Origin of the sequence: Vibrio sp. 10N.261.52.C11 (assembly GCF_041471405.1) — a bacterium.
Lineage (GTDB): Bacteria > Pseudomonadota > Gammaproteobacteria > Enterobacterales > Vibrionaceae > Vibrio > Vibrio crassostreae_C.
The window spans coordinates 1-26,988 of the sequence record NZ_JBFROI010000036.1; the positions used below are offsets into that span (position 1 = coordinate 1).

Below are 26,988 nucleotides of genomic sequence, written 5' to 3' on the forward strand. Positions count from 1 at the left end.
TTTACTTTAATTGGTATAAGACGTGTTGTTTGTTATTTTCATTTAATGCTCCGAAAAACTTATTACTTATATGCCCCTATTCCTCAATGACAGCTAGTATAAATACTAAAGACAAATCATTTAGGATCGTTATGAGGTTACTTTGCGCTGTGGTTACTGTGTTATGTTCATTCGTAGCCATAGCAACGCCTTGGGAAAAGGCTAAGAGCCCGACAGTCAACTCAACATCATCTATTGGCAGTTATGCCAATGGCTGTCTAGACGGCGCGCAGGCTTTGCCTATTAATGGTTTGGGGTATCAGATCATTCGCCCTCAAAGAGAGCGCTACTATGGCCATACAGAAGCTATAAAGTTTATTGAGAGGTTAGGAGTCACGACCAGCGAGAAGCTCAATACTAATTTATTGATCGGTGATATTTCTCTTCCCAGAGGAGGGCGCTTTTCTTCAGGTCATTCAAGTCATCAAACAGGGTTAGATATTGATATATGGCTAAGGTTAACCAGTAAGAGGTTGTCAGAGAACGAATTAGCTGTGCCTAAACCTGTGAGCGTTGTGGATCTTACCAACTACAAATTGCGTGAATCGAATTGGACCGATGATCATTTTCAAGTTATTCGTTATGCGGCGAAAGATGAAAAAGTGGTGCGTATTTTTGTTCATCCAGTGATCAAGCAAACCCTTTGTGAACAAGAAAACTCTGACGCTAATGATAGAGCTTGGTTAGGCAAAATAAGACCTTGGTGGGGACACCACTCCCACTTCCACGTTCGTTTAAAGTGTCCTGAAGGCAGTTCAAACTGCATAGCTCAAGCGAGCCCTCCTAAAGGTGACGGTTGTGGAGATGAACTTGCAAGTTGGGCTCCAAAGACTGTTCCAGTTCCACCTCCTAAAAAAGTAGCGAAAACTAAGAAAAAGAAAAAAGTTAAAGTGATGCCAAGTCAGTGTTTGGCCTTGATATCGAATAAGTAATCCTGTTCATCGAGGCTTTTTACAGTGGTACTGCCACTGGTTTTTTCGACTCTAAAATGGAGAAATATCACACTTTTGTCTAGAGTTTATAAACACGAGATTAAGAACATCGTTTGATATTAATAAAAGCAATAACGGTATCAGCAAGGGCGATGGCGAATTTGACAAGGTTTGGTCAGGGATTGAGTGTTTTGGGGTGAAAGATGCGGCTTATATGCAGTATGCGAAATCAGAGTCTGATACCCGTCGATAGATAATTCAAGGATAAGACTATGACTATGATTTGTGCGAAGGAATTTTCAGAATGGTTAAGACATAGGTTCAACGCTGAAAGCTCGGGTATTTCAATTTCAAGAGATGACATCAATCAGCTAACAGGCAGACAACGTTTAGACCCTAGTTTCGTAAATGATGTTCACTATGAATTGATGCAGTATGGAATGGCATTTGTGACCGATACCAGCAGGGAAAACTTTTATCTTGTTCCTATAGCTCAATCAATAAACTGGCGAGAACGACTCGAATATCAATTTGAAAAAGAGCTCTTCTGCAATATTTATCCAATCGGAAAATCAGGATGAAAAAAAAGGTTCAACTTATGGTTAAGTTGAACCTTTCTTCTTTTAGGTCAAGCCTTGAATGATAACAAACTTCTCAAGTAGCTCGTCATCAGTTTCAATATGGTTTGGGTCAGTGATGATGCATTTTGTAATCGGACACACTGACTGGCATGTTGGCTTTTCATAGTGACCTTTACACTCTGTACATAAATCAGGATCGATCTCGAAGATGCTGTCGCCCATAGTGATTGCACCATTTGGGCATTCAGGATCACACATATCGCAGTTTATGCACTTGTCAGTAATTAACAGAGCCATTATTTTCTTCTCAAGTAAGTCGCTTAAGTAAAAATTATTTGCCTGATGCGTTACGTGTATCTTGGCCTTCGCTCAAGTTACGCATCAGCAAGCCGTACTCTAGGTCTAGATCTGCTGGTACAGGAATAAATACAAAGTGACCGTTACCTTTCGCATCGTCGACCGCTTCAGATTTGCGGTTTTCCATAACTTCTAGTTTGAAAACAACGTTACCTTTCGGTGTCATCATTTCTAAGCTGTCGCCTACTAGGAACTTGTTCTTCACTTCTACTTCCGCTAGGTCACCACGGCGCTTACCTGTGAACTCACCAACAAACTGTTGAGTGTCAGAGATAGAGTAACCGTACTCGTAGTTTTGGTATGTATCGTGTGTATGGCGACGTAAGAAGCCTTCAGTGTAACCACGGTGAGCTAGGCTCTCTAGTGTACCCATTAGGCTTTCATCGAATGGTTTGCCTGCCACTGCATCGTCAATAGCTTTACGGTAAACCTGAGCAGTACGTGCACAGTAGTAGAAAGACTTAGTACGACCTTCAATCTTCAGAGAGTGAACACCCATCTTCGTTAGGCGCTCAACGTGTTGGATTGCACGAAGGTCTTTTGAGTTCATGATGTAAGTACCATGCTCATCTTCAAACGCTGCCATTTTCTCTTCTGGCTTGTGTGATTCAGAAAGCAGAACCACTTCGTCTGTTGGTTTACCAAGGCCTAGTGTGTTGTCTGGACGCTCATCTTGAACTTCAATGTCTTGCGTTTCTACTTCTTGAATAGCAACACCAGTAGGGTTTGCTTCAACGATCTGACCGTTTTCGTCTTCTTTCGCTGCTTCTGTTTTGTATTCCCAGCGGCAAGCGTTGGTGCAAGTACCTTGGTTTGGATCGCGCTTGTTCATGTAACCAGAAAGCAGACAACGGCCTGAGTAAGCCATGCAAAGAGCTCCGTGAACAAAGATCTCTAGCTCTGTTTCTGGGCAGTGTTCGCGAATCTCTTCGATCTCTTCAAGCGATAGCTCACGAGATAAGATCACACGCTCAACGCCTTGAGTTGACCAGAACTTAACGGTCGCCCAGTTTACTGCGTTTGCTTGAACAGAAAGATGGATTGGCATTTCAGGGAATGCTTCACGAACCATCATGATAAGACCAGGATCTGACATGATAAGCGCGTCAGGGCCCATGTCTACAACTGGTTTGAGGTCGCGAATGAATGTTTTTAATTTAGAGTTGTGCGGCTGAATGTTACATACAACATATAACTTTTTGCCTTGAGCATGAGCTTCATCGATACCGATTTGTAGGTTTTCGTGATTGAACTCGTTGTTACGAACACGAAGGCTGTAACGTGGCTGGCCTGCGTATACTGCATCTGCGCCGTAGGCGAATGCGTAACGCATGTTTTTGAGGCTTCCTGCCGGTGATAATAGTTCAGGTACAAATGGTTTTTGTGTAGTCATTGCTTCGTTCTCTAATCTGATCTCAAGTCAGGTTGATACCACCAAGTGATATCAAAGGGGCGCAAATTTTACGCTAAAATGAGTTTGGTTGATAGCCCTAAAGATAGCAATGACATTAACAAGAGGGTCTAGAGGCAGATATAAGTGAGAACTTAGTGAGAAATAAGCTCAGATACCGTTAGCACCTGAGCCTATAGTTTGACTGATTAAGCGTTAGGTTGAGTTAACCCGCCTAATGATTCAAATAGGTTTGGAAGGAAAACACTGAACTCACCACAAAGTAGAGAGAAGTCCGCATCAAAACGCGCAGCTTGATCTTCACGAGGAATATCGTCGTTTTCGTCTTTGAGCTCATCACTGAATTTTAGGCGCTTGATGCTGCCGTCTTCTGCCAGAATGAATTCAATACGATCTTGCCAGTTGATAAGAAGTTTAGTCACCATCTTATTAGCTTCGATGTGGTTCTTAATCTCGTCCGTTTCTAGTTCTTGTTTCTTAACTCGAACAATACCGCCGTCTTCCTGAATCGACTTAAGCTCAGCTTCATCAAGCATTGTGATACCTTGAGGTGTATCACCTGATTTAACCCACTCGGTTAGAGTCGTTTCAATCGCTTGCTCAGGAATAGCGGGCACGACTGGTAGGCTACCCATTGTTTTACGTAGCAATGCTAATACGTCTTCTGCTTTTTTGTAGCTGCTCGCATCAACCACAATGAAACCTTCTTTTGGCATGATCAGCGCATAAGTAAAGTTACTGCGGCTGAATGCACGAGGAAGTAGATCAATGATGATGTCTTCTTTTAGGCTGTCTTTCTCTTTCTTTTTCAGAGGGGTACCAGACTCTGCCTCAAGCGTTTCTACTTTTGCGTTCAATGATTCTTTGATCACAGAAGCGGGTAGCATTTTCTCTTCTTTCTTTGCACAGATAAGAATGCGGTTTTCTGATACGTGCGTCATCATATCGCCATGTCTACCCATTGCGTGTACCCAACCAAACTTCTGTTTGTCTTGGCTACCACAAGGAGTAAAGCGGAATTCTTCAAGTTGTTTCTCTAGCTGATCTGCGTTGAAATCAATATCACGGTTGAAGCGATAGACTAGGCAATTTTTAAACCACATAAATTTTTCTCATACCTTTTTAGAAGTGCTTCATGATATGAGATCTAATTCGATTTGTCCCTAGCTCTGTATCAAAAGTTATAAAGTGAAATGTTTGAGACAGTTATATGAAAATTTGTTTTCAAAGGTCACAAAAGTGTCATAATTAACTCAGATAATGCAATGCGTTGATTAAATACAAAGGCTATTCAATTATGTCGAGAAGGATTCTGGTCGTTGAAGATGAAGCACCTATTCGTGAGATGCTGTGCTTCGTGCTTGAACAAAAAGGCTACCAAGCAGTAGAGGCTGAAGATTACGATACAGCGGTAAACAAGCTATGTGAACCTTTCCCAGATCTAGTATTACTAGATTGGATGCTACCTGGTGGTAGCGGGATAAACTTTATCAAGCACATGAAGCGTGAAGAGTTAACTCGCAACATCCCAGTGGTGATGCTAACAGCTCGTGGTGAAGAAGAAGATAAGGTTCGCGGTTTAGAAGTTGGCGCTGACGACTACATTACCAAACCGTTTTCGCCAAAAGAGCTTGTTGCTCGCCTTAAAGCGGTGATTCGTCGTGTAACACCAACGGCATTGGAAGATGTGATTGATGTACAGGGCCTTAAATTAGACCCAGTATCACACCGCGTGACCGCAAGTGAAGGTCCAGTTGATATGGGACCAACAGAATTCAAAATGCTGCATTTCTTTATGACGCACCAAGAGCGTGTATACAGCCGAGAGCAGCTGCTTAACAACGTTTGGGGTACCAATGTTTACGTTGAAGACCGAACGGTTGATGTACATATTCGACGCCTGCGTAAAGCACTTGAATCTGCAGGTCACGACAAGCTAATCCAAACGGTTCGCGGCGCGGGCTACCGTTTTTCTACAAAGGCTTAGTGTGGCTTCGCTACCCAGTTTACGGAGTCCTGAATGGTTGAAAAGTTAACCTGGAAAAAGCTGGCTTGGGAGCTGGCTTTTTTTTACGCACCTTGGGTTTTGGTTGGATGGATATTCGGCTACCTACCTTGGTTACTGCTGGCTGCTACGGTATTGCAGCTCGGCTGGCATCTACACAACCAAATGCGCTTGTCCGCATGGTTGTGGGATGAGAAGCGTCTAACGCCACCATCAGGTTCTGGGAATTGGGAGTCTCTGTTTAACGGTATTTATCGTATGCAGCAGAGACAGCGTCGCAAACGTAAAGAGCTGACCAACCTTATTCGCCGTTTCAGAAACGGTGCAGAATCCCTTCCCGATGCCGTTGTGGTATTTCGTGGAGAAGGGAATATCGTTTGGTGTAACAAGCTAGCTCAGTACTTACTTGGGTTTCGCTGGCCAGACGATTCAGGACAACCGATTTCTAACTTGATCCGCACGCCGGACTTCATCAAGTATCTTAATAAACAAGATTTTTCAGAACCGTTAGAGATGCCTTCGCCACTTAACGTGGAACGTATGCTTGAGCTTCGTATCGTGCCGTATACCGAGGGTGAACACCTGATGGTGGTACGTGATGTTACTCAGCTAAAACAGCTAGAAGGCATGCGTCGTAACTTCTTTGCTAACGTTTCTCACGAGCTACGTACTCCTATGACCGTACTTCAGGGCTACCTTGAAATGACGGAAGATCCAGACATGGTCGTTGGGCCTATGTGGCCTAAGGCTCATGGTGTGATGACTGAGCAATTGAATCGCATGAACAGTCTGGTCAATCAGCTATTAACACTTTCAAAAATCGAAGCTGCGCCGATGCATGAGCTCGATGAAGTGGTGAACGTTCCGGCGATGCTTGAGGTTCTTGAGAAAGAAGCGGCAAGCCTAAGTGGTGATCGAGAGCATAAGCTTGAGTTTGATATCGATAAGAGCCTACGCGTTCTTGCTGATGAAGATCAATTGAGAAGTGCTATATCGAATCTGGTTTACAACGCAGTGAAATACACACCACCGGGCGCGACGGTTAAGGTACGTTGGTACCAGACCAGTCAAGGTGCTTGTTTGGATGTATCAGACACCGGAGACGGTATCGAGCCACAACACTTACATCGACTCACAGAGCGTTTCTATCGTGTAGATAAAGCACGCTCACGTGATACAGGTGGTAGTGGTCTTGGATTGGCGATTGTGAAACATGCGCTTAGTCATCATGACTCACATTTAGAAATTCAAAGTGAAGTAGGTGTCGGTAGTCGATTCCATTTTACATTGCCAAATCGACTGACAGTGTCATGAGTTGTGTGACACGCAGGATGCGTTTACCCGTAAGCTTATTGTTAACATTTGCTTTGGTTAACCCAGTTCATGCCGATCAGGGTGTCGACTCACTGCCTGATTACGCTAAGGTGCCGGGTATTTCAGGGAGCCTATTGTCTGTTGGTTCGGATACCTTAGCGGGTATGACGACATTATGGATGGAAGAGTTCAAGTCTTACTACCCGAATGTGAACGCTCAAGTTCAAGCTTCTGGTTCTTCTACTGCCCCTCCTGCTTTAACGGAAGGCACTGCTCACCTTGGACCAATGAGTCGTCCAATGCGCCTACGAGAAGTCGAAGCGTTTGAAAGAGAGCATGGCTATAAGCCGACAGCACTGAGAGTCGCTATCGATGCGATTGGACTTTTTGTGCATCGTGATAACCCTATTGAAGGGCTCAACTTTCACCAGATTGACAGTATATTCTCAGAGACATTGCGTTGCGGAGCGACTAAGCCGCTAAATAATTGGCAAGATTTGGGCATTGACCAACCGTGGGCAAAACATCGATTCCAACTGTTTGGTCGTAATTCTGTATCGGGGACTTATGGATACTTCAAACAGAATGCACTGTGCGGCGGTGACTTTAAAAACCGAGTCAATGAGCAACCTGGTTCGGCTTCAGTCGTTCAGTCGGTCGCTTCATCCATCAGTGGGATTGGCTACTCGGGCATTGGCTACCGCGTAGCAGGTGTTAAGCTGATTCCTATTGCAGAGCACGGCTCTAATTATGTTGAGCCTACGCGTGAGAATATCTTGAGTGGTGATTACCCTCTATCTCGTTTTCTCTATGTGTATGTGAATAAGCATCCGGATAAACCACTTTCTCCGGTTGAGAGAGAGTTCCTTACTTTTGTATTCTCAAAGCAGGGACAAGAGCTTGTAGAAAAAGATGGTTATTTAGCGATACCGTCTGAGTTCGCAGAGCAAGAATTGGCAAAAGTCGGGCTCTAATTCAGGCTAAGACAAACTTAGAAAAAAACGTATGAACAGCTTGCGCGTCGCAAGCTGTTTTTATTTTGACTGTTCGTTATTTTAGCTGCAACGACCATTCTGCATTTTTCCAACGTTGTTGCTCTTCTCTGAGCTCATAATCAAGCAGTTGGTTTTGGGCCAACCAATCGCTGTTAGTTCCTTTCAATTCCCAGTTATCCTGTTGTTCAATCGTTAGAGTCACGTCTGGGGCCAGTGCTTGATTTCGCTGACGGTTGAGTAAGATAGCGAGTCTCAATATACGAATCAGCAGGGTGACTTGTTGCTGAGTAAACAGAGAAAGTTCCGGCAAATCTTGTAGTTTGAGCGCTTTTCTTTGATAGCGAACCAATGCTGATATAAGGCGTTGTTGCTCAGTATTAAAGCCTGGCATTGTCGTATGCTTAAGCAGATAAGCCGAATGGCGGTGATAGCCTTGGAATGCAATGCTTTGTCCTACCTCATGAAGTACTGCAGCCCAACCAAGCAGATCATACAGCTCATTAGTGACCGCAGTTGTCACTTGAGGCTGTACTTGTTTCAGCAATGAAAGAGCGAGCACTTTCACTTTCTCGCCATGAGTTACGTCTACATGGTATCGAGAGACGAGCGTTTCGGCAGTTCTTGTTCGAATATCAATATCTTTAAACCTATCCTCCATGTCATAAAGAACGCCTTCTCTCAGGGCACCATCAGAAAAATGTAACTCCTTGATGTCTAGCGTATCCATTGCTGCTGAAAGAATGGTGACGCCTGCAGCAAACACAGGCTTTCTCTCATCACTTAAGCCTGAAAGATTTACGGTGTTGGATGATGAAAACTCACATAAGTGATTCTTTAAATAGGACAGGCGTTGGGGCGTAATGAGACCATCGGTGAACCCTAAGCCAATGAGTACTTCTTTTATTGATTTCGTGGTACCAGATGAGCCAAAAGCGATTTCCCAAGGGGCTTTTGTGTATTCTTCAATCAATGGCATCAATAGACGAGTAGCTGCGGTATAAGCATCTGAGAAGTGTCGCGAAGTTAGCCCTTCGTCAGCAAAGAAACGTTGAGTGAAGTTGACGCATCCCATCGGTAAACTGCGCATAATTAGAGGAGTAAAGCCTTGTCCGGCGACGAGTTCCGTACTCCCTCCACCGATATCAATAACCAACTTAGATTCAGAAGCGGTTTGAGTGTGTTCTGCTCCGTTATAGATTATTCGAGCTTCTTCTTGACCGGAAATTATCTCTATTGGAAAAGGAAACAGTGGCTTGGCTTGCTCTAAGAAGTCTTTAGCGTTTTTGGCTTTTCTTAGGGTATGAGTCGCAACAACTCTGACATCATCAAGCTCAAAATCCGCCAGTCGTTCTGCGAACACCTTGAGGCATTCTAGGCCTCGCTCGATAGCGCTTTCAGATAGGACGTTACGTTCATCCAATCCATCACCTAATCTCACTTTCTGTTTGTGTCTGCTGACTAATTGCAGGTGTTGATCGAATACTCGGGCAACCACCATGTGAAAGCTGTTCGAACCCAAGTCGATAGCGGCAATACATCGAGAATGTTTGTTATCAATTAGCGGCATGATTTCTTCTCTTGTTTGTACTTCTTGCGAGCAAGTTTCTCCATACGTTTAATATAGTGGTAAGTGGAGAGTTGTGACGTCGGGTAATCAAGTAGGTTTGCTGGTGGTTGTGTGTAAGAGTTGCTCATCGCTTGGTCTAGCACTCGAGCTTTGTTGCTGTCATCGAAATGAAACTCGGTGATATCGATAATGGTTTGCTTGATCTTTGGATCTAAAATTGGAGCTGCAACTTCGATGCGGTGATCAAAATTTCGTGTCATCCAGTCAGCGGAAGATATATAGACCTTCGGCTTTCCAGCGTTACCAAATATCATCACTCTCGGATGTTCGAGGAAACGATCGACCACACTGACTATCTCAATATGATCACTGATGTTGGGTATGCCAGGGACAAGAGAGCACATGCCACGAATGACCATTCTCACTTTTACATTGACTTGGCTGGCCTGATAGAGCTTCTCAATGATCTCTCGGTCGACCAAATTGTTGAGTTTTAGAGTGATGCTTGCAGGCTTGCTCTCCATCGCGTTTTGTATTTCATTATCTATCAACTGATACAGACGTTTTCTTGTATCCTTCGGTGACACAATCAGTTGTTTGAACTGTGATTTTTGATAAGGGTTTTCAATATACTTAAAGACTTGTCTCACCTCTTGGGTCAAATCTTCATTTGCAGTGAGCAGAGAAAAATCGGTATACACGCGCGCTGTTACTTCATGAAAGTTACCGGTGCCAATATGGGCATAATGCGCCGTATGCTTGCCTTCTTTCCGTTTAATGAGCAGCAGTTTGGAGTGGACTTTCAAACTTGGGATGCCATGGATGACTTTTATACCGGCTTCTTGAAGTTTCTTTGTCCACTGAATATTGGCCTGTTCATCAAAGCGAGCTTGCAGTTCGACAACCACTGTGACCTTTTTTCCATTGTGCGCCGCATCGATGATTGAGCTAAGGAGTTTGGAGCCTTCTGCAACACGGTAAACGTTTATTTTTATGGAGGTTACTTTCGGGTCAAAGGAAGCCTGCCTCACGAGCTCAGTGATGTGATTAAAGGTGTGATAAGGGTAATGCAACAAGATGTCACGAGCTTTGATCGCTTCAAAATAGTTTGGATGGTGGCTAAAATGCGCGCACTTAATCGCGGGTAACGGGCGATTAACTAAATCACGTCGGTTAAGGCTTGGGAACTCAGAGAAATGTTTGAAGTTGTGGTAGCGACCTCCGGTGATAACACTGTCGTAGTCAGATAGTTTTAGTCTGACTTGTAAGAAACTGAGCATTTCAGCTGGCATTTCTGACTCATAGATAAGGCGTATCGGTAGTGCCGTTAAGCGCTGTTCTAAACCTAAAGACATCGATTCTAATAGGCTGCTTTCATTGTTCTCTTGAAGGTCATAATCGGCGTCACGAGTCATTTTTATAGCAAAGCAACGCACTGAGTCATACTCAAAGAACCCTTTAAGTAAGTCATCTAAACAAAATCGAACTATATTATCTAATAAGATCAAAGTAGTACGCTGAGAACCCGAGGTGTCTGGTAACTTAACAAATCGAGGGAGTGCTTCTGATGGGATTTCGAGTAATACGTATTGAGAAGATGCCTCACGCTCGATGTCGATGGCTAAGTAACTTTGCTCGTCTTTCATAATATTGAGCAACTGGCTATCTTCGTTCAAGAGAAACGGAGTTAAGTGTGGCAGCACTTTTTTCTTAAAGTACTTTTTGATCCACTCACTTTGCTCTTCGCTGATTTGCTGTTCGTTGACCAAAAAAATACGATTGCGCGCCAGTTCCAACAATAAGTCGTTATACAACTCATGGAATCGAGCATCGAGCTTACTTGCTTTGCTCTGCATTTGAGTGAGTAAGGTTTTCTGCGAGTTGGCAGGTAATTGAGGATCTTGAAGTAAGATCTTTCGTTTCACGTCAGCAAATCGGACTTTGTAAAACTCATCGAGGTTTTTTGAATAAATACCTAAAAAACGAACTCTTTCGATTAAGGGAACTGACTTGTCGGCTGCTTCTTGGAGCACTCTTTCGTTGAAGGATAACCAGCTAAGTTCTTTTGTGACATAGTCTTTTTCCATCGAGATGATAATCCTTGAGTGCTGGCTATTGAGCTGATTACTTTAATTTAGAATGACAAAATTCACAAAATCTATGATCTTACTTTAAGAAATATGGTCAACAAACTTGTTATTAGTTTCAGTTGTTTAACGTAACTTGTAATATAATTGTCATCTAACGTACATATTATGTCAGTAGCTAAAAAAAGGTAGATAAACAGATGGCTTCAGCCCAATTTTCATTGAAAGAGCGTGACAAAAAAAGATGGTTGAAAGATCGTCTCGTCCGTTTTTCAGTGACATGTGGTGCCGTCAGTGTTCTAGCTGCTCTGGTATTGATCTTTGTTTACTTGGCGATGGTCATTTTACCGGTGTTTTCTGATACTGGTTTAGAGACAGACCAAGCCGTAAAGACCGTTGCTGTAGAAAAGCCTATCGCCTTATCTGTTGATGAATACGGTCAGCATGCATTTACTATCGAAAAATCTGGCTTGGTGCAGTTTTGGGATTTAGAGTCTCAAAATACACACTCTTACTTTGAGCGAAATGTTTTAGCCAATCCTGTTGCCTTCTCTCGAAATACCCCATCAGAAAACTGGTTTGCCTTTGCCGATAGTGCAAGCAACCTTACTTTTTTCTATCCTGAGTATAGTGCGCCTGTGCTGCAAAAGGGCAGTGAAGCCGATCCTAAAATTGAGCAAATCGATCTCCCTGAACCATTTTTAAATGATGAATCGTCAAATGGGACGACAATCGAAAAATTCGCGTTCTCTAAGAATGGACGTGGTATCACGGTTGCCGCTCAGCTAAGTGACCAACGAGTCTTAGTGAAGTGGTACCAAAGTGACGTTACGGGTCAGTATGTTTTTCAGACGAGCCAATGGCTATCGGATAAGTTGGGCTTGCAGCAACAGTTGTTAGTCACACCTGATGGCCAAACCTTATATCTCCGATCTCAATCGGATTTAGTGGTTTTGAAGCTATCAGATAGCGGCTTCAATGTTCGTGAAGTGATTGATCTTAGCTTGAATGATGCGAAGCACTCGGTGAAAAGTATTGATTTACTGTCTGGAGCTTATTCACTGTTGGTTACGCATGAGGATGGACAGGTTTCTCAGTGGTTCGATGTACTCAAAGATGAAAAGCGTAGCCTGACCCATATTCGAGACTTCCAACTTGCTGAACAAGTGCAATTTATTTTGCCTGATACTTATAGAAAGGGTTTTTATAGCTTCTATAAGAACGGCACATTACAAAGCCACTATACGACTAGTGAAAAGCTGTCGCTGTTCGAGCGAGCATTTGATAAATCACCACAATTAGCGGCTATGTCTGCCAATGAACTGCATCTGGCGACGCTGATTGATGGCACCATCAGTGTGGCTAAGGTCGATAATGAATACCCGCAAATATCATTCTCATCGCTTTGGCAAAAAGTCTGGTACGAAAGCTACCCTGAGCCACAATATGTTTGGCAATCAACCTCGGCGAATGATGACTTTGAAGAGAAATTCAGTTTAGTACCCATTACGTTCGGTACCATTAAGGCCGCTCTGTTTGCGATGATGTTTGCCGTGCCGGTTGCTGTGCTCGGAGCTATTTACACCGCATACTTCATGTCTCCACGAATGCGAAGAGTGGTTAAGCCTTCGATAGAGCTGATGGAAGCACTTCCGACCGTCATCATCGGATTCTTGGCTGGGCTTTGGTTTGCTCCAATTGTCGAAACGCATTTAACGGCCGTCTTCTCATTAATGGTGTTATTACCGTTGAGTACATTGTTGACGGGGTTAGTTTGGTTCTGCTTACCGAAGATGGTGACGAGTCGTTTCTCTAACGGTTGGCATGCCCTAATATTGATCCCGGTATTGGTGATTACGGTGGTGGCTGTCTTTGCTGGTGGAAACAGCATTGAAGCCTTGTTGTTTGGTGGTGATATTCGTACTTTCTTAGCGAGTTATGGCATCGACTTTGACCAACGCAATGCGCTGGTAGTTGGTTTTGCTATGGGTTTTGCTGTCATCCCAACGATTTTTACTATCGCCGAAGACGCTATTTTCTCTGTGCCTAAACATTTATCCGATGGCTCATTAGCGTTGGGTGCGACGGCGTGGCAGACCCTTATTTATGTGGTGTTATTGACGGCTAGCCCAGGTATCTTTTCAGCGGTCATGATGGGACTAGGGAGAGCCGTTGGCGAAACTATGATTGTCTTGATGGCTACAGGTAACACACCAATTCTTGACTGGAATATTTTGGAAGGGATGAGGACGCTATCCGCAACGATTGCTGTCGAACTACCAGAATCAGAGGTGGGTGGTTCTCACTTCCGCTTGCTGTTCTTAGCGGCACTCTTGCTGTTTATTTTCACGTTCGCGGTGAACTCAGTCGCAGAGTGGGTTAGACAAAGATTGAGAGATAAATATCGTGCGCTGTAGTTTTAAAGGTTCACCTCAATGTGTCTCAATGGCTTTTAGTTGTTTGGCTAGCGTATCTCGAGAACTTGGCTGTTTCTTGGTTTCAGCACGTCAAGATCAAGGTCGATCATGATGAACAAATTGAAGTCATTATTATCTTGGGTTAAATCGGGATCTCCGTGGATCTGGCTTACGGGCGGGGCGGTGAGCATCAGTATGCTTTCTGTTCTTGGCCTAATGCTGCTGATTGGCTGGAAGGGCTTAACCTATTTTTGGCCTGCTCCTTTGTATCAATGGCAAGTCGACTCCAAAGACCTATCGTTAGTGGTCGATCTTGACGAAACGGTATCAAAGCAAGATGTATTGATTGGCCAGTTGTATGAACGTAAATACATCCCGATAGAGCAAGTTCCACAAGTACAGGACCTCTTGTCGCCTCAAAATTTGTCGACGGGACTAATTCAGCGCTTAAGTATCAAAGTCGCCAACAGAGAACTGTACCCTGCGGATTTTGTTTCCATTCTGGATGTTAACTTACGTGAACCAACAACGCCGCTTGATTGGATTGTGATTGAACGAAGTCGAGGTGGTTATTTCTTTGGTAAACCGGTGGGTTTTAAAACCGCTTCTGGCACCTTTGATTCGAACATAGACCAAAAGCTCGAACAAGGCTTGGCGTTCGCTGATACGTTACGTAAAGAAACGTCGCGTGTTGTGAACCAAGAAATCCGCAATATCAGCTGGCAATTGGAAAATCTGCGCTTAGAAAAACGTAAGCTTGAACTCAATGAGTCAGTGAGCGATGAATACCTTAAAACCTATACTCAAACTAAACTGGAATTAAATAGCCAGTTAGCTGAAGCAGAAGTAAAGCTTGAGCATCTTAGAACACAGCTCAATGTCGAAAGCTTGTTGGTGGAAGATATGACAGGAGAGCAGGTTGAAATTTCGCTCAGTCATATCTTGGATTATTGGTACCCGAATAATATGTCTTATCTTGAAAAGGTTGGGCATTGGGGCAAACAAGTTTGGAAGTTCTTATCAGAGAACCCACGAGACTCAAACTCTGAAGGTGGGGTGTTTCCTGCCATTTTCGGCACTGTGCTGCTGGTTATTCTCATGTCGATTGTCGTGATGCCACTTGGCGTAGTTGCTGCGATATATCTTCATGAATATGCAAGAAACAACGCACTAACACGTTTGATTCGTATTGCCGTGATTAACTTAGCGGGTGTACCGTCGATTGTGTATGGCGTATTTGGCTTAGGATTCTTTGTATATACCATCGGTGGCTCAATCGATTCCTTGTTTTATGCAGAGCGATTGCCAGCACCGACATTTGGTACGCCGGGTCTACTTTGGTCAGCACTAACCTTAGCGGTCTTGACGCTTCCAGTCGTTATCGTAACCACGGAAGAGGGCTTAACGCGTATTCCTAGTGCAGTGAGGCACGGTTCATTAGCGCTTGGTGCGACTCAATTTGAGACGCTTTGGCGCATTGTTTTACCGATGGCAAGCCCAGCGATTATCACTGGTTTAATTTTGGCAATCGCGAGAGCCGCGGGGGAAGTTGCACCACTTATGCTGGTGGGTGTTGTTAAATTGGCATCTAGCTTGCCAGTCGATGGTCAGTTTCCGTATTTACACTTAGATAGAAAGTTCATGCATTTAGGCTTTCATATCTATGATGTTGGTTTTCAAACCTCTAATATCGAAGCGGCACGACCTTTAGTGTATGCGACTTCATTTTTATTGGTTACGGTGATTGTTGGGTTGAACTTAACAGCCATCAATATCCGTAATAACTTGCGTGAAAAATACCGAACCTTAGGACAAGATTAGATGTTCTCGATTAATGAAACCTTGGGTTACCAAGCACCACTTGATGTTCACAATCTGAAGGATGAGCAAATTGCTATCTCGATCGAAGGGCTAAATCTTTACTATAAAGAGAGCCAAGCACTTGATGATATCTCGATGCAGATCCCGAAGGGGCAGGTGACGGCGTTTATCGGCCCTTCTGGGTGTGGTAAGTCGACTCTGCTGCGCTGCATTAATCGCATGAACGATCTTGTTGAAGGCTGTAAGGTTTCCGGGAAAGTGAAGCTTCATGGCAAGAACGTCTATCACCCTAAGGTGGATGTTGCGACCTTACGACGCCGTGTGGGTATGGTATTCCAGCGTCCAAACCCTTTTCCTAAATCTATCTATGAGAATGTGGTTTATGGCTTGAGGCTACAAGGCGTTAGCAGCAGCCGAGACCTTGATGATGCGGTTGAACGCTCTCTGCGCGCTGCTGCGTTATGGGATGAAGTGAAAGATCGGTTGCATGAGAATGCTTTTGGTTTATCTGGCGGTCAACAGCAGCGTTTGGTTATCGCTCGTGCGGTTGCGATTGAGCCTGAAGTGCTGTTGTTAGATGAGCCGACATCGGCACTCGATCCGATTTCTACTTTGACGATTGAAGAGTTGATCAACGATCTCAAAACGCAATACACAGTGGTGATTGTTACCCACAACATGCAACAAGCCGCGCGTGTAAGTGACCATACTGCCTTTATTCATATGGGAAAATTGATCGAGTACTCAGATACGGACTCAATTTTTACGTCTCCATTGAAAAACCAGACGGAAGACTACATTACTGGTAGATATGGCTAACCTCTCCAAAGGTGTCATCTAGAGCTAAGTCACTCTACAAAAATGGCTTTCTTCATTTCTTTCAAGGAGCAAGTATGCATTTCGGTCGCCACATTTCAGGGCAATTCAATGTCGAGTTAGAATCGATCCGTACTCATGTATTGACCATGGGCGGGTTAGTGGAGCAGCAACTCTCGTTTGCAATGCAGGCGCTTCATAAAGACGATGTTGAATTGGCCAAAAAAGTGATTCGTGATGACCACAAAGTGAATGCGATGGAAGTGTCGATTGATGAGGCGTGTACTCGAATCATTGCAAAGCGTCAGCCGACAGCGAAGGATCTGCGTTTGATTATGGCGATCATCAAAACCATTACCGATCTGGAACGTATTGGCGATGTTGCTTCTAAAATTGCGCAAGGTGCTATTGAGATCCCTTCAACCAAAGAGCAAAAATTCCATGTTTCGTTAGAGCCTCTTTGCCGTCAGGCAATCACCATGCTTCACCAAGTGTTAGATGCTTTTGCTCGTATGGATGTTGATGCGGCTGCTGAAGTTCACAAACTTGATGATAAGTTGGATGCGGAATACGAAGCCGTTATTCGTCAGTTAATGACCTATATGATGGAAGACCCTAAGAACATCCCTAATATTTTGCAGGTGATGTGGTCAGCTCGTGCGATTGAGCGAGTGGGAGACCGCTGCCAAAATATCTGCGAATACATTATTTACTTTGTGAAGGGTAAAGATGTACGTCACCTCGGTGATCAAAGCCTTGATGACGCACTAAAATAGAGCTTATCTTTAGAAGCTAATAATGGCACCAAGATTGAAATTGACCGTTGTGTCGTAAGGCACAACGGTTTTGTTGTGATCAAAAATATTCATATCAACACCAGCACGTAATCCAAGCATTGGTGTCGCTTGGTAAACGTAGGCACCACCTAGGCTTATACCATGTGTTGTTTTCTCTTCTACTTCGCCTGAGCGCGTTTTTGTACCGTCATAACTTGCCACACCAATTTCAGCCTGAAAGCCGTGGATTTGGTTTCTTCCAAACATGTTTTGCTTCGTAACAGGTTTAAATCAAGAGAGCTGAATAAGTCTTTAGCCATATCTATCCATGAAAATTTTCTGCGCTATTAAATCTAATATACGTCAGTCAGTTAGATTAGTCAGCGAGGTTCTCTGGATTTATGCTGGCGACTATTGCCCTAAGCGGTGAGGGCGGCTCTCACATCAGATATCTTACTCGCATCTGTCACTGGGATCTGATAATCATCAATATTATCACTGCCCATTTGAGCACTTGAGTTGTTTTCCATTAGACTCGGCCTTGTCGATTTACCTGAAAGGTGAAGAGCAGGTACTTGAGTAGCGCTTTGAATCATTTTGGCATTCGCAGCGTTAACGCCAGCCCCCGCCATGATATCAATTCGTCCATCGGCTTGTTTGACCATTGCAGCCAATACATCGATACCTTGCTCAGCATTAGCAGCAAGCCCTGATGTCAGGACTCTTTCGCATCCAAGTGTAATGATTTGTTCTAATGCTGCTTGGAAATCAGAGCTTTGATCGATGGCTCTGTGGAAGGTAATCCCAAGCTTTAACGAGTGCGCTTTGTCAGCCAGTTGTTGCATCTTTGGCATATCAATACTTCCGTTCGGCGCTAACACACCAAGTACGACCCCATCCAATCCTGCATTTGCGCAAGCTTCAATATCTTCAAGCATACAGAGCATATCGTCGTTATCGAAAATGAAGTCGCCTTGTCTTGGGCGTATCATAGCGTAGACCGGAACCGACGAAACTATTGCCGCTTGTTTCATCATTCCGAAGCTTGGAGTTAATCCGCCAAGTGCTAATGAAGAGCAAAGCTCAATTCGATTCGCGCCACCAGATAGTGCGGTATGAAGAGATTCTAAGTTATCGATACAGACTTCAATTTCGGTGTTCATCGTGTTTATCCGTTCAAAAAGATACTGATGAAATAATAGCAATCTAGGTGTGATTCTGAATAGATGGGGATAAGGGAAAATAGAGGTAAAGTTTAGGTTTATCGCTACCTCAATTATCTATTACAAGAGTCAGTCTAGGGGAGCGAGGAGGGGGGAAACAAAAAGCCCGAAGCGTTAACTTCGGGCTTTTAATAGGACTTTACTTCTTAACTGATTGGCGGTGCGCTTTGCGCTATTAGCTTATGCTTTATGTCTCTTTAAAGAGAATCTTCCAACCATTAACCCGCGTTGAGTTCGGGCTTAAGAGGTAATTACTTGCTTAGGTCGTCAGCGTGCTCAGATAGGAATGCTGCAACACCTTTTGGAGATGCGTCCATACCTGATTTACCTTCTTCCCATTGTGCAGGACAAACTTCACCGTTCTTCTCGTGGAAGTTTAGTGCGTCTACCATGCGTAGCATTTCGTCGATGTTACGACCTAGTGGAAGATCGTTAACTACTTGGTGACGAACAAGACCGTCAGCGTCGATTAGGAAAGAACCACGGAAAGCAACGCCTGCTTCTGGGTGCTCAACATCGTATGCTTTACAGATTTCGTGCTTAACGTCAGCAACTAGTGGGTATTTAACTTGACCGATACCGCCGTCAGCGATAGCAGTGTTACGCCATGCGTTGTGAGAGAATTGAGAATCGATAGAAACACCGATTACTTCAACGCCTTTAGCTTGGAAATCTTCTAGACGGTTGTCGAAAGCGATTAGCTCTGAAGGACAAACGAAAGTGAAGTCTAGTGGGTAGAAGAAAACAACCGCTTTCTTACCTTTAGTGAATTCTGCGAAGTTGAAGTTATCAACGATCTCACCGTTACCTAGAACAGCTGCTGCAGTAAAGTCAGGGGCTTGACGACCTACTAGTACCATTTTGGAATCTCCTAAAAAATTAGTTGGCCCAACACATCTTTGTTTGGGCTCCGTTTCTACGCGACAAACTATAGTACAATCGGTACTATAGAAAAAAGCGAATTAAATAGATTAAGTTCATCGAAAAAAGCGATAAGCTTATTCTTTGTCCTTTTCTTAGGTCTTAGGACCTTCGTGTAACTTATCCTACTCATATTACAAAGTAATTTCATGAATAAATGGCCAAGTCTTAAGCAACTTCACTATCTTGTTACTCTTCACGAAACACGCCACTTTAGCGACGCCGCTGATCGCTGTTTCGTCAGCCAATCAACTCTTAGTAAAGGTATTCAAAACCTAGAAGAGCTGATCGGTTGCCCTCTGTATGAGAAAAAAGATAAGAAGAGCCCACTTGTTTTTACTCAAGCGGGAGAGCTGGTGGTGAAGCACGGTCGAGAGTTATTGGCGAAAGGTCAAGATTTGGTTGAACTCGGGAACCTATGTAACGGCGATGCGATGCAAGGTCAGCTGCGAGTAGGGTGCATTCCTACCATTGCGCCATTTCTTTTGTGCGATTTGGTACAAGAAGCCAACCAGCGCTTTCCTCAGCTAAACTTACTGCTACGTGAAGACACGACAACGAACTTACTCGCGGCACTGCGCCATGGTGAGTTAGATGTATTGATTCTGGCTCTGCCTGTTGATATCGACAACATGGAGAGCAAAGTGGTTGGGCAAGATCCTTTTAGAATGGTGATCAGCCGTAATCAAGCTGACGGTATTCGTGTACCAATTAAATACGATGACCTGCCAGACGAGTCTGTATTCTTGTTGGAGAACGAGCACTGTTTAACTGAACACGCAGTATCAGCGTGTAAGTTAACCGACAAAGAGAAGATCAACCCGTTCACAGCAACGAGCCTTCACACATTGGTACAGATGGTCGCGAACGGTTTAGGTACTACCTTTATCCCGCAAATGGCGATCGACCACGGTTTATTGGAAAACCAGAATCTCGTTGTGATCGATCCTCCTGGTCAGCAGGCCTACCGAGATATTGGCCTTGTCTGGCGACCAAGCTCTTCGCGTCGTGAGACATTCCATCAATTAGCGGATGTGGTATCTGAGCTTCTATAATAATCCGCTGCGACAACAATCCCTCTGAGCGGCTGAATTGGCCGCTCTTCTTTATATCAATTCCGAGCGTTACTCTACTTCTGCTTCTTCTGGCTCTACTTCTTCTTGCAGCTCCAGTAAATTGATCGCTATCGTGACAAAATCGCTGTCTGTAATAATGCCTACTAGTTCGTGGTTTTCTACGACAGGTAAACAGCCCACTTTATGTTTCTGCATGTAGATAGCCGATTCTTTTAATCCTGCACGCGGCTCTACCGACATAACACTTTTGTGCATGATGTCGTTGAGGGGAGTAGCAAGAGTAAAAGATTGAGCTTGTGGGATGTTTTGTAGGCTGGATTCTTGAGCGGCGAGAACGTCTCGTTGTGTGACGACACCTAGTAGTTGCCTGTCGGAATCGACGACCGGAATATGGCGGATATCAAGTGCTTCCATCATGTGCTTAGCATCGGCCAGTGAGTGTGAGCGCAATAGGGTATGAGGGTTGCGAGTCATCATATCTTCAACCTTGATCATACGAACCTCCTTCTTTTTTATTTGTTGCTATTACTATAGTTTTTTATCCAAAAAATAACTGAGATCTGACGCATTCTTGGGTGAGTTTTATGCAACTAATTCTTTAGCTTGAGGAGGTGAATCAGTCGCATTATTTTACGCCTCTTTACAATAATCCAGTGCTGTAAACCTTGCTATTGCGGCTCGTGTGCCTATACTAGCCCACTGCGAAATTTTTAGTCGTGTTTGCGATGTGTTTCTGGTAACGATTGACTTACCGTAACGATTATCCAGCAACTACGATTTATGATTCGTCAACGGCACAAATCTCATCAACTAAGACAAGACTAGACACATGCAAGTTTCAGATTTTCACTTTGACCTACCAGATGAACTCATTGCTCGCTACCCTCAAGAGGAGCGTACAGCAAGCCGCCTGCTTAAATTAGATGGCAACAGCGGTAACCTAGCTGATGGTTCGTTTAAAGACGTTTTAGACTTGGTTGAGCCAGGCGATCTTGTTGTTTTCAATAACACTCGAGTGATTCCAGCTCGTGTATTTGGTCGCAAGGCATCAGGAGGTAAGCTTGAAGTGCTGGTTGAACGTATGCTTGATGAGAAAAGCATTCTTGCGCATGTTCGTTGTTCTAAATCACCGAAGCCGGGTACCAAGTTGTTCCTTGGTGAGAACGATGAATATGAAGCTGAAATGGTGGCGCGTCACGATGCGTTATTCGAAATCCATTTCACATCTGATCAAAGCGTTTTAGAGATTCTTAACAGTGTTGGTCACATGCCACTCCCTCCTTACATCGATCGTCCTGATGAAGATGCAGATAAAGAGCGCTACCAGACTGTCTATAATGAAAAGCCCGGTGCGGTTGCAGCTCCAACAGCGGGTCTTCATTTTGATGACAAGCTAATGGCTGACATGAAAGAGAAAGGTGTTGAGTTTGCTTATGTGACGCTTCACGTTGGTGCTGGTACGTTCCAGCCAGTAAAAGTCGATAATATAAATGATCACCACATGCATGCTGAGTACGTTGAAGTCCCGCAAGAAGTGGTTGACGCCGTAGCTGCAGCAAAAGCTCGTGGCGGTCGTATTATTGCCGTTGGTACAACATCAGTACGCTCACTAGAAAGTGCAGCGCAAGATGCGTTGAAGAAAGGCACAGAGTTGGTTCCTTTCTTTGGTGACACTGAAATCTTTATCTTCCCTGGTTACGAATACCAGTTGGTGGATTGCTTGATTACCAATTTCCACTTACCAGAATCAACGCTGATTATGTTGGTGAGTGCATTTGCAGGTTACGACAATGTGATGGGCGCATACGATCACGCAGTGAAGAGCGAATATCGTTTCTTCAGCTACGGTGATGCCATGTTCATCAATAAGAAAACAAGCTAATTTAAGCTAGTTATAAACGATATACATAAGAATTTACGGGTGCTAGCAGTAAGCTAGGAGTCGGGCAGGGTGTCTGTCTAATCTCTCGCAAGGAATACGCGACCGCTCCTCATAGAGCTCACTGGACTGAACTTTTGTTTGGCTTAAGGTTCTGAATTAACAGTCAGATTGTTTCTCTGGCATATTGGAGGCTTCGTGAAATTAAAATACGAACTTAAAAAAACTAATAGCGGCGCACGTCGTGGTCAACTTCAGTTTGAACGCGGTACCGTTGAAACCCCAGCATTCATGCCTGTAGGTACTTACGGTACTGTTAAAGGTATGACACCTGAAGAAGTAAAAGACACAGGTGCTGAAATCCTATTAGGTAACACATTCCACCTATGGCTACGTCCTGGTCAAGAAATCATGAAAATGCACGGTGACCTGCACGATTTCATGAACTGGCACGGTCCTATCCTGACTGATTCAGGCGGCTTTCAAGTATTCAGCCTAGGTGCAATGCGTAAAATCACTGAAGAGGGTGTTCATTTCCGTAACCCTGTAAACGGTGACAAGATCTTCATGGACGCTGAGAAGTCTATGGAAATCCAAAAAGATTTAGGTTCAGACATCGTAATGATCTTCGATGAGTGTACGCCTTACCCTGCGACACACAAAGAAGCAAAAGACTCAATGGAGATGTCTCTTCGTTGGGCTGAGCGTTCACGTAACCACTTCGACAAACTTGAAAACCCGAACTCACTGTTCGGTATCGTTCAAGGTGGCGTGTACGAAGACCTTCGTGATGTATCCGTTAAAGGCCTAACAGAAATTGGTTTTGACGGTTACGCAGTAGGTGGCCTAGCAGTAGGCGAACCAAAAGAAGATATGCACCGCATTCTTGAGCACACATGTCCTCAACTGCCAGAAGATAAGCCACGTTACCTAATGGGCGTAGGCAAACCGGAAGACTTGGTTGAAGGTGTTCGCCGTGGTATCGACATGTTTGACTGTGTAATGCCAACGCGAAATGCACGTAACGGCCACCTGTTTGTGACTGAAGGTGTGATCAAGATCCGTAATGCGAAGCATAAAACCGATACAACACCACTAGATTCAGAGTGTGACTGTTACACTTGTAAGAACTACAGCAAGTCGTACTTACACCATTTGGATCGTTGTAACGAAATCCTAGGTGCTCGACTGAACACGATTCATAACCTGCGTTTCTACCAACGAGTAATGTCAGACATTCGTCAGTCTATCGATGAAGACCGCTTTGAAGAGTTCGTTGCAGAGTTCTACGCAAGAATGGGGCGTGAAGTGCCACCACTAGGTAAAGAATCTTAGTATTTCTTTTTTGCGAGCCCTATCTCTCTTCCGAGTGATGGGGCTTGAAAATAAAGGGATGCGACCCAATTAGACAAACAATTACGAAAATATAAATAGAGGATGTTTTAAATGTTTATTTCTCAAGCTCACGCAGCAGCAGAAGGTGCACCAGCAGGCGGCGGTTTCGAAATGCTTATCATGCTAGGTATGTTCGCTGTGATCTTCTACTTCATGATCTACCGTCCACAAGCTAAGCGTGTTAAAGAGCACAAGAACCTTATGTCTTCTATGGGCAAAGGTGATGAAGTTCTTACAAGCGGCGGCCTAATTGGCAAGATCACTAAGATTGCAGAAGACAGCGACTACGTTGCTATCGAACTGAATGCAAACAACGAAGTAGTTATCAAGAAAGACTTCGTTACAGCAGTGCTACCAAAAGGTACTCTGAAATCTCTATAAACAGCTAGAGGATCCTCGCTGTGCTAAACCGTTACCCGTTATGGAAGTACCTGATGGTGGTGTTTACTATCGCCATCGCTGCGTTGTACGCACTTCCGAATATATACGGTGAAGATCCGGCAGTTCAAGTTACAGGGGCGCGCGGCGCCTCTGTAGATATGTCTACGCTGGATGCTGTCACCAATGCTCTTGAAGCTGAAAACCTTTCTACTAAATCCGTTGCTCTAGAAAACGGTTCCATTCTTGTTCGCTTTAACGATACAGACTCTCAAATTAGTGCTCGTGATGTCATCACTGAAGCATTAGATGAAGACGTAATCGTTGCTTTAAACTTAGCTGCTTCAACTCCTGATTGGCTTGAATCTATTGGTGCTGCACCAATGAAGCTTGGTCTTGACCTACGTGGTGGTGTTCACTTCTTGATGGAAGTGGATATGGACGCTGCGATGCAAAAGCTGGTTGGCCAACAAGAAGAAGCGTTCCGTAGCGAACTTCGTGAAGAAAAAATCCGTTACCGTGCAATTCGCCCATCTGGTAAAGATGCGGTTGAAGTGATTCTACGTAACGCCGAGCAGCTTGCTGAAGCGAAATCGCTACTGCAATCTAAGCACCAAGACATGACGTTTGTAGATTCTGAATCTAATGGTCGTTTTTCTTTGGTTGCTAGCTTCACAGAGGCTCGTCTTCAAGAAATCCGCAACTATGCGGTAGAGCAAAACATTACCATTCTACGTAACCGTGTTAACGAACTTGGTGTTGCTGAACCTTTGGTTCAACGTCAAGGCTCTAGCCGTATCGTAGTGGAATTGCCTGGTGTTCAAGACACGGCTCGCGCTAAAGAAATTCTTGGTGCTACCGCGACGCTTGAGTTCCGTGAAGTGGATAGCAGTGCTGACTTAGCCGCTGCCGCTTCTGGTCGTGCCCCTGCGGGTAGCGAAATCAAGCAAGATCGTGATGGTCGTCCTGTGGTACTTAAGAAGCGCGTTATTCTAGGCGGCTCAAGTATTACTGATGCAAGCTCAAGTGTTGATGAATATGGTCGTCCTCAAGTTAACATCTCGCTAGACAGCGAAGGTGGTAGCAAGATGTCTGCATTCTCTCGTCAGAATATCGGTAAGCTAATGGCAACGGTATTTGCAGAGTACAAAGACAGCGGTCGTAAAACACCGGAAGGTCGAGTTATCTTGAGTAAGCACGAAGAAGTGATTAACCAAGCGACGATTCAATCTGCGCTAGGCCGTAACTTCCGTATTACTGGTATCGATTCAACGGCTGAAGCTCATAACTTGGCACTTCTACTGCGTGCTGGTGCATTGATTGCGCCTATCTCGATTGTAGAAGAACGTACGATTGGTCCATCTATGGGGCAGCAAAACATCGATATGGGTATCATGGCGATGGTTTGGGGTATGGCTGCTGTAATGCTGTTTACGCTGCTTTACTACCGTAGCTTTGGTCTGATTGCGAACGTTGCGCTAATGGCTAACTTGGTGTTGATTATCGGTGTTATGTCGATGATTCCGGGGGCTACCATGACCCTACCAGGTATTGCCGGTATCGTATTAACGGTTGGTATGGCGGTTGATGCGAACGTTCTGATCTTTGAGCGTATACGTGAAGAGCTTCGAGATGGACGCAGTCCACAACAAGCGATTCACCAAGGTTACGCGAACGCATTCAGCACAATCGCCGATGCCAACATCACCACACTACTAACAGCAATCATTCTATTTGCTGTGGGTACGGGTGCTATCAAAGGCTTCGCGGTAACGCTGTCTATCGGTATCTTGACTTCAATGTTTACAGCTATTATCGGAACACGTTGTATCGTGAACCTGATGTATGGCGGCAAACGCGTTAAAAAACTGTCGATCTAAGGCTAGGAATTAATATGTTTCAGATTCTAAAAGCAGACAAAATGATCGACTTTATGCGTTGGTCAAAGGTTGCCTTTGTTTTTTCTATCTTGATGATTGGTACTGCTATCTTCACCCTAACAACGAAATCGTTGAACTGGGGTCTAGATTTTACTGGCGGTACTCTGATTGAAGTTGGTTTTGAACAACCGGCACACCTTCCTGATATTCGTAGTGCACTAGAAGCCGAAGGCTTTGGTGATGCAACGGTACAGAACTTCGGTTCAGCTCGTGATGTGATGGTTCGTTTACGTCCACGTGATGGCGTAGCGGGCGAAACGCTTGGTAACCAAATCCTTTCTGCTATTGAGAATGGTACTGGTGAGCAAGTTGAAATGCGTCGTATCGAGTTCGTTGGTCCTAACGTGGGTGACGAATTAACAGAAGCGGGTGGCCTTGCTATTCTAGTTTCTCTTATCTGTATCTTGATCTACGTATCAGTGCGATTTGAATGGCGTTTGGCTGCGGGTGCAGTATTAGCACTGGCGCACGACGTTATCATCACTCTGGGTGTGTTCTCTCTAATGCAAATTGAGGTCGACCTTACCATCGTAGCAGCCTTGCTAACGGTCGTCGGTTACTCCCTCAACGATACCATTGTTGTATTCGACCGTATCCGTGAGAACTTCCGTAAGATGCGTAAGGGTGAAGCACCTGAAGTACTGAACAGCTCAATCACACAAACATTGAGCCGTACATTGATCACTTCTGGTACCACGTTATTCGTAGTTATCGCACTGTTCGTTCAGGGCGGCGCTATGATTCACGGCTTCGCGACTGCACTTCTACTGGGTATTACGGTTGGTACTTACTCTTCTATCTACGTTGCATCTGCACTGGCTATGAAGTTAGGTATTACGCGTGAACACCTAATGCCACCACAAGTGGACAAAGAAGGTGAAGAGTTTGACGATATGCCTTAGGCCTTGGCTTAATACGTTTCGCTAAACCAAAAAACCGCTAGGCAACTAGCGGTTTTTTTACGTCTGTATTCTAGGGAAGCTCAATACAATTTAGCGTTGAAGTATGTTGAACTTCATTTCACTAAGAGACATCCTGATCGTATCTCGTATCTCGTA

Annotated in this window: 23 protein-coding genes and 1 pseudogene; 15 read left to right on the forward strand and 9 right to left on the reverse strand. The window is 44.4% G+C overall.

Translation table 11 applies throughout. The features are described from left to right. The first annotated feature begins 131 nt into the window (after window positions 1-131). Both mepA and AB4323_RS14955 read left to right on the forward strand, forming a co-directional pair. A complete protein-coding gene (mepA, locus tag AB4323_RS14950) occupies window positions 132-971 on the forward strand; it encodes a penicillin-insensitive murein endopeptidase (RefSeq protein WP_017062849.1) in 840 nt (279 codons plus the stop codon). Between the two features lie 272 nt (window positions 972-1,243). Then, on the forward strand, window positions 1,244-1,552 hold the full coding sequence (locus AB4323_RS14955; RefSeq protein ID WP_017062536.1) for a hypothetical protein: 309 nt from the start codon (window positions 1,244-1,246) through the stop codon (window positions 1,550-1,552). Between the two features lie 42 nt (window positions 1,553-1,594). On the opposite strand, the gene AB4323_RS14960 is transcribed toward AB4323_RS14955, so the two are convergent. The 3 genes from AB4323_RS14960 to rdgC all read right to left on the reverse strand — a co-directional run bounded on the left by AB4323_RS14960 (window position 1,595) and on the right by rdgC (window position 4,423). Continuing rightward, a complete protein-coding gene (locus AB4323_RS14960) occupies window positions 1,595-1,849 on the reverse strand; it encodes a YfhL family 4Fe-4S dicluster ferredoxin (RefSeq protein WP_004735061.1) in 255 nt (84 codons plus the stop codon). A gap of 34 nt (window positions 1,850-1,883) precedes the next feature. Continuing rightward, complete coding sequence (yegQ, locus tag AB4323_RS14965; RefSeq protein ID WP_017062848.1) at window positions 1,884-3,302, reverse strand: tRNA 5-hydroxyuridine modification protein YegQ; 1,419 nt, start codon at window positions 3,300-3,302, stop codon at window positions 1,884-1,886. A 206-nt stretch (window positions 3,303-3,508) separates the two neighbouring features. Continuing rightward, window positions 3,509-4,423 carry a recombination-associated protein RdgC gene (gene rdgC / locus AB4323_RS14970; protein WP_048669223.1) on the reverse strand — a complete coding sequence of 305 codons (915 nt, stop codon included), beginning with the start codon at window positions 4,421-4,423 and terminating at the stop codon, window positions 3,509-3,511. A gap of 194 nt (window positions 4,424-4,617) precedes the next feature. Here rdgC and phoB point away from each other — a divergent pair, with 194 nt between their 5' ends. Genes phoB through AB4323_RS14985 form a run of 3 tightly spaced genes read left to right on the forward strand, consistent with a single transcriptional unit; the run spans window position 4,618 to window position 7,613 of the window. Further along, window positions 4,618-5,307: a phosphate regulon transcriptional regulator PhoB gene (gene phoB / locus AB4323_RS14975; RefSeq protein WP_004735064.1), complete on the forward strand. Its 690-nt coding sequence runs from the start codon at window positions 4,618-4,620 to the stop codon at window positions 5,305-5,307. A 33-nt stretch (window positions 5,308-5,340) separates the two neighbouring features. Next, a complete protein-coding gene (phoR, locus tag AB4323_RS14980; protein WP_019823041.1) occupies window positions 5,341-6,639 on the forward strand; it encodes a phosphate regulon sensor histidine kinase PhoR in 1,299 nt (432 codons plus the stop codon). Then, entirely contained in the window at window positions 6,636-7,613 is a 978-nt protein-coding gene (locus AB4323_RS14985; RefSeq protein ID WP_032546748.1) for a PstS family phosphate ABC transporter substrate-binding protein, read from the forward strand. The genes phoR and AB4323_RS14985 overlap by 4 nt, the downstream gene beginning before the upstream one ends. 76 nt (window positions 7,614-7,689) lie before the next feature. Here the strand turns inward: AB4323_RS14985 and ppx are convergent, their stop codons facing one another. Continuing rightward, on the reverse strand, window positions 7,690-9,201 hold the full coding sequence (ppx, locus tag AB4323_RS14990; RefSeq protein ID WP_210447367.1) for an exopolyphosphatase: 1,512 nt from the start codon (window positions 9,199-9,201) through the stop codon (window positions 7,690-7,692). Further along, entirely contained in the window at window positions 9,192-11,288 is a 2,097-nt protein-coding gene (gene ppk1, locus AB4323_RS14995) for a polyphosphate kinase 1 (protein WP_372152809.1), read from the reverse strand. Before ppk1 ends, ppx begins: the two co-directional genes overlap by 10 nt. A gap of 200 nt (window positions 11,289-11,488) precedes the next feature. On the opposite strand from ppk1, the gene AB4323_RS15000 reads away from it, so the two are divergent. The 4 genes from AB4323_RS15000 (at window position 11,489) to phoU (ending at window position 17,118) form a co-directional block, all read left to right on the forward strand. Continuing rightward, complete coding sequence (locus tag AB4323_RS15000) at window positions 11,489-13,705, forward strand: ABC transporter permease subunit (protein ID WP_372152811.1); 2,217 nt, start codon at window positions 11,489-11,491, stop codon at window positions 13,703-13,705. A gap of 111 nt (window positions 13,706-13,816) precedes the next feature. Next, a complete protein-coding gene (pstA, locus tag AB4323_RS15005; RefSeq protein WP_372152852.1) occupies window positions 13,817-15,526 on the forward strand; it encodes a phosphate ABC transporter permease PstA in 1,710 nt (569 codons plus the stop codon). Then, entirely contained in the window at window positions 15,527-16,345 is an 819-nt protein-coding gene (gene pstB, locus AB4323_RS15010) for a phosphate ABC transporter ATP-binding protein PstB (protein ID WP_372147313.1), read from the forward strand. A gap of 74 nt (window positions 16,346-16,419) precedes the next feature. Beyond that, window positions 16,420-17,118, forward strand: coding sequence for a phosphate signaling complex protein PhoU (gene phoU / locus AB4323_RS15015; protein WP_009848270.1), 699 nt, complete (start codon window positions 16,420-16,422; stop codon window positions 17,116-17,118). Between the two features lie 9 nt (window positions 17,119-17,127). Here the strand turns inward: phoU and AB4323_RS15020 are convergent. The 3 genes and pseudogenes from AB4323_RS15020 to AB4323_RS15030 form a co-directional block, all read right to left on the reverse strand. Next, window positions 17,128-17,391 (reverse strand): annotated as a pseudogene (locus AB4323_RS15020) (hypothetical protein); the annotation flags it as partial. A gap of 146 nt (window positions 17,392-17,537) precedes the next feature. Further along, the gene (locus tag AB4323_RS15025) at window positions 17,538-18,281 is read right to left on the reverse strand and encodes a copper homeostasis protein CutC (protein ID WP_017062527.1); all 744 of its coding nucleotides are present in this window, start codon (window positions 18,279-18,281) and stop codon (window positions 17,538-17,540) included. A 311-nt stretch (window positions 18,282-18,592) separates the two neighbouring features. Beyond that, entirely contained in the window at window positions 18,593-19,201 is a 609-nt protein-coding gene (locus tag AB4323_RS15030) for a peroxiredoxin C (RefSeq protein WP_004740353.1), read from the reverse strand. Window positions 19,202-19,411: 210 nt separating this feature from the next. On the opposite strand from AB4323_RS15030, the gene AB4323_RS15035 reads away from it, so the two are divergent. Further along, window positions 19,412-20,317 carry a hydrogen peroxide-inducible genes activator gene (locus tag AB4323_RS15035; protein ID WP_017632986.1) on the forward strand — a complete coding sequence of 302 codons (906 nt, stop codon included), beginning with the start codon at window positions 19,412-19,414 and terminating at the stop codon, window positions 20,315-20,317. Between the two features lie 69 nt (window positions 20,318-20,386). On the opposite strand, the gene AB4323_RS15040 is transcribed toward AB4323_RS15035, so the two are convergent. Beyond that, window positions 20,387-20,833 (reverse strand): CBS domain-containing protein, encoded by a 447-nt coding sequence (locus AB4323_RS15040; RefSeq protein WP_017062524.1) that lies wholly within the window; start codon window positions 20,831-20,833, stop codon window positions 20,387-20,389. Window positions 20,834-21,167: 334 nt separating this feature from the next. Between AB4323_RS15040 and queA the strand changes: the two genes are divergently transcribed. The 5 genes from queA (at window position 21,168) to secF (ending at window position 26,832) form a co-directional block, all read left to right on the forward strand. Further along, on the forward strand, window positions 21,168-22,220 hold the full coding sequence (gene queA / locus AB4323_RS15045) for a tRNA preQ1(34) S-adenosylmethionine ribosyltransferase-isomerase QueA (protein WP_017062523.1): 1,053 nt from the start codon (window positions 21,168-21,170) through the stop codon (window positions 22,218-22,220). Window positions 22,221-22,415: 195 nt separating this feature from the next. Further along, the gene (gene tgt / locus AB4323_RS15050) at window positions 22,416-23,552 is read left to right on the forward strand and encodes a tRNA guanosine(34) transglycosylase Tgt (RefSeq protein WP_017056177.1); all 1,137 of its coding nucleotides are present in this window, start codon (window positions 22,416-22,418) and stop codon (window positions 23,550-23,552) included. A gap of 111 nt (window positions 23,553-23,663) precedes the next feature. Next, the gene (gene yajC / locus AB4323_RS15055) at window positions 23,664-23,993 is read left to right on the forward strand and encodes a preprotein translocase subunit YajC (protein WP_010440492.1); all 330 of its coding nucleotides are present in this window, start codon (window positions 23,664-23,666) and stop codon (window positions 23,991-23,993) included. A 20-nt stretch (window positions 23,994-24,013) separates the two neighbouring features. After that, the gene (gene secD / locus AB4323_RS15060) at window positions 24,014-25,870 is read left to right on the forward strand and encodes a protein translocase subunit SecD (RefSeq protein ID WP_102320714.1); all 1,857 of its coding nucleotides are present in this window, start codon (window positions 24,014-24,016) and stop codon (window positions 25,868-25,870) included. A 14-nt stretch (window positions 25,871-25,884) separates the two neighbouring features. After that, complete coding sequence (secF, locus tag AB4323_RS15065; RefSeq protein ID WP_372152813.1) at window positions 25,885-26,832, forward strand: protein translocase subunit SecF; 948 nt, start codon at window positions 25,885-25,887, stop codon at window positions 26,830-26,832. Window positions 26,833-26,988: the final 156 nt, after the last annotated feature.